General features: G+C 65.6%; 3 protein-coding genes. All 3 read left to right on the plus strand.

Features of this window, described 5'->3' with window-relative positions:
• Window positions 1-6 precede the first annotated feature (6 nt).
• On the plus strand, window positions 7-1,884 hold the full coding sequence (lepA, locus tag AC0AP0_RS07580; protein WP_490430007.1) for a translation elongation factor 4: 1,878 nt from the start codon (window positions 7-9) through the stop codon (window positions 1,882-1,884).
• Between the two features lie 4 nt (window positions 1,885-1,888).
• Window positions 1,889-3,232, plus strand: a complete 1,344-nt coding sequence (gene hemW, locus AC0AP0_RS07585) for a radical SAM family heme chaperone HemW (RefSeq protein ID WP_490430003.1) — start codon at window positions 1,889-1,891, stop codon at window positions 3,230-3,232.
• 131 nt (window positions 3,233-3,363) lie between these two features.
• A partial coding sequence (locus tag AC0AP0_RS07590) for a glutamate synthase central domain-containing protein (RefSeq protein WP_490430005.1) occupies window positions 3,364-6,281 on the plus strand: 2,918 nt, incomplete at its 3' end.

Consider the following 6,281-nt stretch of genomic DNA (forward strand, 5'->3'; position numbering starts at 1 on the left):
AGACCGGTGCAGGAAGCCAAGAACCAACCAGGATTCACCGACCAATCGCTGATCCGCAACTTCTGCATCATCGCCCATATCGATCACGGCAAATCCACGGTGGCCGACCGGATCCTGCAGCTGAGCGGGATCGTGCCCAAGCGCGAGATGCACGACCGGTTCCTGGACAGGATGGACATCGAGCAGGAGCGTGGCATCACCATCAAGTCACAGGCCGTTCGCCTACCCTGGGTCAAGGACGGAGTCGAATACACCCTGGGCATGATTGACACCCCCGGCCACGTGGACTTCACCTACGAGGTCTCCCGGGCCCTGGAGGCCTGCGAGGGCGCTGTCCTGCTGGTGGATGCCACCCAGGGCATCGAGGCGCAGACCCTCTCCAACCTCTATATGGCCCTGGAGGATGACCTGACCATCATCCCCGTCCTCAACAAGATCGACCTGCCCTCGGCCGAGCCTGACAAGCATGCCGAGGAGATAGCCAACCTGATCGGCTGCTCCACGGACGAGGTGCTGCGGGTATCGGGCAAGACCGGCGAAGGTATCCGCGAACTGGTGGACCGCATCGTGGACCAGGTGCCGGCCCCCAAAGGGGACCCCAAAGCTCCGGCCCGGGCCCTGATCTTCGACTCGGTCTACGACTCCTACCGGGGAATCGTCACCTATATCAGGATGGTGGACGGCGAGCTCAAGGAGCGCCAGAAGATCCGCATGATGGGCCGGGGGACCGTGCATGACCCCATCGAGCTGGGCGTGATCAGCCCGGACATGACCCCCACCAAGGCCCTGGGTGCCGGGGAGGTCGGCTATATAATCACCGGCGTCAAGGACGTCAGTCAGTCCAAGGTGGGCGACACGGTCACCACCGAGGCCAACCCGGCCAAGGAGCCCCTGCCCGGCTATCAGGACCCCCAGCCCATGGTCTATTCCGGGCTCTTCCCCATCGACAACGCCCAGTTCCCCGAGTTGCGCGACGCCCTGGACAAGCTCAAGCTCAACGATGCGGCCCTGGTCTACGAACCGGAGACCTCGGTGGCCCTGGGCTTCGGTTTCCGCTGCGGCTTCCTGGGGCTGCTGCACATGGAGATCGTCACCGAGCGCCTGAGCAGGGAGTTCGGCATGGACCTGATCGCCACAGCCCCCAACGTCACCTATCAGGTCACCATGGAGGACGGCAGCGAGCACACGGTGACCAACCCCAGCGAATTCCCCGACGGCAAGGTTCGCCGGATTCTGGAGCCGGTGGTCAGCGCCGACATCATCACCCCCAAGGAGTTCATCGGACCGGTCATGGAGCTCTGCCAGGACCATCGTGGGCAGATGGGGACCATGGAGTACCTGAGTCCCGAGCGCGTAGAGATGCACTACCGGATACCCCTGGCCGAGATCGTCTTCGACTTCTTCGACCAGCTGAAGAGCCGGACCAAGGGATACGCCAGCCTGGACTACCAGCCCGACGGCACCCAGTCCGCTGACCTGGTCAAGGTGGACATCCTCATCCAGGGGGAGAAGATCGACGCCTTCTCGGCCATCGTCCACAAGGACAAGGCCTACGCCTACGGGGTGATGATGACCAAGAAGCTGCGCAAGCTGATTCCGCGCCAGCAGTTCGAGATCCCCATCCAGGCGGCAATAGGGTCGCGAATCATCGCCCGGGAGACCATCAGTGCCCTGCGCAAGGACGTGCTGGCCAAGTGCTACGGAGGCGACATCACCCGCAAGCGCAAGCTGCTGGAGAAGCAGAAGGCGGGCAAGAAGCGCATGAAGATGCTGGGACATGTCGAGGTACCTCAGGAGGCTTTCATCGCCGCCCTGAGTACAGGCCAGGCCCAGGACCGGGACACCAAGGACAAGATCCGGGCCGCCGCCAAGAAGGAGGGCTGAACGGGTGAGCTCCTACCAGGTGTACATCCATGTGCCCTTCTGCATGCGCCGCTGTGGCTACTGCGACTTCAACACCTACACGGCCCGCGACCTGGGCGGGGGCGCCAGCCGGGAGCACTACGCCGACCTGGCCATCCAGGAGATGCGCATGGTCCGCGACTGGCAGACCTCCCGCGGCCTGATAGAGCCGCCCGTGTCCACCATCTTCTTCGGCGGAGGCACGCCGACCATCCTGCCTGCCCAGGATCTGGTCCGCATGGTCGAGGCCGTGGCCGACCTCTGGGGGCTGTCCCCCGGGGCTGAGATCACCACCGAGGCCAACCCTGACACCGTGGATCGGACCTATCTGGAGCAGCTGCTCCGGGGCGGCATCAACCGCGTCTCCTTCGGCATGCAGTCAGCGGTGCCCAGCGTCCTGGCCACCCTGGACCGTACCCACACCCCTGCCAATGTGACCACTGATGTGGCCGCTGCTCAGGATCTGGGACTCAGGGCCAGTGTGGACCTGATCTACGGGACTCCGGGGGAGCGGCTCGAGGATTGGCGGACCAGCCTGCAGGCGGCCCTGGACCTGGGCGTGGACCATGTCTCCGCCTATGCCCTGACCCTGGAACCGACCACCAAGATGGGCCGTGCCGTACGCCGGGGCCAACTGCCCGCCCCCGATGACGATGACGAGGCGGCCAAATACGAGATGGCCGACGACATGCTCTCCCAGGCAGGGCTTAACTGGTACGAGATCTCCAACTGGGCCCGTCCCGGCCAGGAGAGCCGCCACAACCTGGGCTACTGGCACAACGTGGACTGGGCCGGCATCGGGCCCGGCGCCCACTCCCACTATCGGGGCCTGGAAGGCCAGGACACAGGCATGGCGCCGGTGGATGCAGCTCGGGAACAGGAGCCCATGCCGTCCGTCTCGCCCGGTTTCAGGGCCACAGGAACATCAGCGGTGCAGGATGCCGATCCCGGGGCACGCTGGTGGCTGTCGCCGGAGCCCGGCCTGGGGGAGCGGCGTGCCCGGGCCATCCGCTCCTGGGACATCGCCCACCCCAGGGACTGGGCCGCCGCCATGGATGCCGGACACGTGCCCTGGCAGGATGCCGAGCTTCTGGGCTTCAGACAGGACCTGGAGGAGACGGTCATGCTGGCCCTGCGCCTGCCGGAAGGCCTGGGACTGGATCGGCTGACCAGGCAAGCGGGTCGTCCGGCCGACCCGAAGATCCTTAGGGATCTGGTCGATCAGGGTCTCCTGCTGCCCTTGCGTGACAGAATTCAGGTGACCCGCCGGGGCCGTCTGCTCAACGATCTGGTCATCGATCAGGTCCTGGATGCGGTAGGAATTCGTTAGACACTGCGGAACTGCGGAACGTTACACGGATGTCACCTGTGGATGCATTATCCTGTTGATTCACCATTGACAAGGCTCCTCAAGGGTGGAGCATGCCGGCCCCGCCCCCGTCCACGAATGAGGTGATTGCGGTGTCATTCACGGCCCCTCTCGATTTGCACGTTCACGGCTCGCAAGGGCTCTATGACCCTGATACGGAACACGATGCCTGCGGTTTCGGCATGGTGGCCACCCTCAACCGACGGGACGAAAGACTGATCGTCGAGCAGGGCATCCGCGTCCTGGTCAACCTGGACCACCGAGGGGCCGTGGGAGCCGAGCCCAACACCGGCGATGGGGCCGGCATCATGCTCTCCATGCCCGACGGGTTCATGCGCACCCGTGTCCACCGGGATCTTCCTGAAGCCGGCCACTATCTGGCGGGCATGGCCTTCCTGGACAGGGACCCGGCGCAGGCTGCCAGCCAGGAGGAGGCCATCGCCTCCATTGCCGGCCAGGAAGGGCTGCGCGTCCTGGCCTGGCGGTCAGTGCCCACCGATCCTGACGGACTGGGTCTGCAGGCTCTAGCCTCCATGCCCCGCTTCCTGATGCCCATCATGTGCGACGCCGGGTCTCAAGGCCGTGGAGGGCTGGAACTGGAGCGGCTGGGCTACCGGGTCCGCAAGCGGGCCGAGCACGAGCTGGGCGTCTACTTCGCCTCCCTGTCCTGCAGGACCGTCACCTACAAGGGCATGCTGACCACCAAGCAGCTGCAGGGCTTCTTCCCCGACCTGAGCGATCCGGCCATGAAGGCCCGCCTGGCCATCGTCCACTCCCGCTTTTCCACCAACACCTTCCCCTCCTGGCCCCTGGCCCAGCCCTTCCGGATGATCGCCCACAACGGGGAGATCAACACCATCCAGGGCAACCGCAACTGGATGTCGGCCCGCGAGGGAAAGCTGAGTTCGGAGCTGCTGGGCGACATGGCCCCACTGCTGCCGGTCAACACCCCCGGAGCCTCGGACTCGGGCACCTTCGACGAGACCCTGGAGCTGCTCCACCTGGCCGGGCGGTCCCTGCCCCACGCCGTCTCCATGATGATGCCTCCGGCCTGGCAGCAGGATCCGGACATGGACCCGGACCTGAAGGCCTTCTACCAGTACAACGACGCCCTGATCGAGCCCTGGGACGGCCCGGCCGCCATCGTCTTCACCGACGGGACCCTGGTGGGCGCCCAGCTGGACCGCAACGGCCTGCGCCCGGGTCGCTGGCAGCTGACCGAGGACGGCCACCTGGTCCTGGCCTCGGAGGCCGGCGTCCTGGAGGATACGCCCCAGGAGTCCATCGTCGCCAAGGGCAGGCTGGAGCCGGGACGCATGTTCCTGGCCGATACCAAAGAGGGCCGGATAGTGCCCGACAGCGAGATCAAGCGCCAGCTGGCCGGGCTGCACCCCTACAGGAAGTGGGTCGCCGAACGAACCGTCCGCCTGGACGACCTGCCCGAGCGCGAGCATGTCAATTACTCGCGCATCTCGGTCCACCGCAGACAGCAGGCCTTCGGCTACACCCGGGAGGACCTGACCATGTTGCTGGGGCCCATGGCCGAAACCGGCAAGGAGCCCATCGGGTCCATGGGCAATGACGCGCCCATTGCCGTGCTCTCACGCCGGTCCCGCATGCTCTTCGACTACTTCACCCAGAAGTTCGCCCAGGTCACCAACCCGCCCCTGGACTGGGAGCGCGAGGAGCTGGTCACCAGCATCGCCTCGGCCATCGGCCCCGAGCCCAACCTGCTGGAGGACACCCCCGAGCACGCCTGGAAGATCCACATCGACCTGCCTGTGGTGGACTCCGTCCAGATGGCGCAGATCAAGCGACTGGACCGGGCGCCGGTCCTGGAAGGCCGTTTCCGCCCCCGTCTGATCCGCGGCCTTTATCAGGTGGCTGGAGGTGGCAAGGCCCTTGAGGAGCGTCTGGAGGCCATCGAAAGGGAGGTGGATCAGGCCATCAAGGAGGGCTGCAATGTGCTTGTCCTCTCCGACCGCGATTCCAACCACATCTGGGGACCCATTCCCTCCCTGCTGCTGACCGGGGCCGTACAGCACCATCTGCTCCGTCAGCACACCCGCACCCAGGTCTCCCTGGCTGTGGAGGCCGGCGATGTTCGTGAGGTCCACCATGTGGCCCTGCTGATCGCCTACGGCGCAGCCTGCGTCAACCCCTACCTGGCTTTGGAGTCAGTAGAGAATCTGGCCAACAGCGGGGATCTGCACGTGGATGCCAAAAAGGCCTCAAACAACCTGGTCCGGGCTCTGAGCACCGGGGTCCTCAAAATCATGAGCAAGATGGGCGTGAGCACCATCATGTCCTACCGCGGCTCCCAGCTCTTCGAGGCCGTTGGACTGAGCCAGGAGGTCATCGACCGCTGGTTCACGGGCACTACCTCCCTGGTGGGCGGCATAGGCCTGGACGAGATCGCCGCCGAGGTGGCCCAGCGCCATCGGGTGGCCTACCCCATTGAGTGGACGGCCGGATCCGGACATGACCTGGAGACAGGCGGCAACTACCACTGGCGTCGCACCGGAGAGGACCACCTGAACGACCCGGAGTCCATCTTCCTGCTCCAGCAGTCCACCAAGCGCGGGGATTATGGACTCTTCAGGGCCTACACCGACCATGTGAACGCGGCGGCCAAGCGCGGTATGACCCTGCGCGGCCTCATGGAGCTGCACTCCGACAGGGCACCCATACCGCTGGATCAGGTTGAGCCCGCCGAGTCCATCGTCACCCGCTTCTCCACCGGCGCCATGAGCTACGGGTCCATCTCCCAGGAGGCCCATGAGACCATGGCCCTGGCCATGAATCGGCTGGGGGCCAGGTCCAACTCGGGCGAGGGCGGTGAATCCCCGGACCGGATTGCAGACCCGGCCCGGACCAGCCGCATCAAGCAGGTGGCCTCGGCACGGTTCGGGGTGACCAGCGACTACCTGGTCTCGGCCACCGACCTGCAGATCAAGCTGGCCCAGGGAGCCAAGCCGGGGGAGGGTGGCCACCTTCCCGGCGCCAAGGT

The organism is Bifidobacterium sp. POST2/T3 (B1), assembly GCF_058197115.1.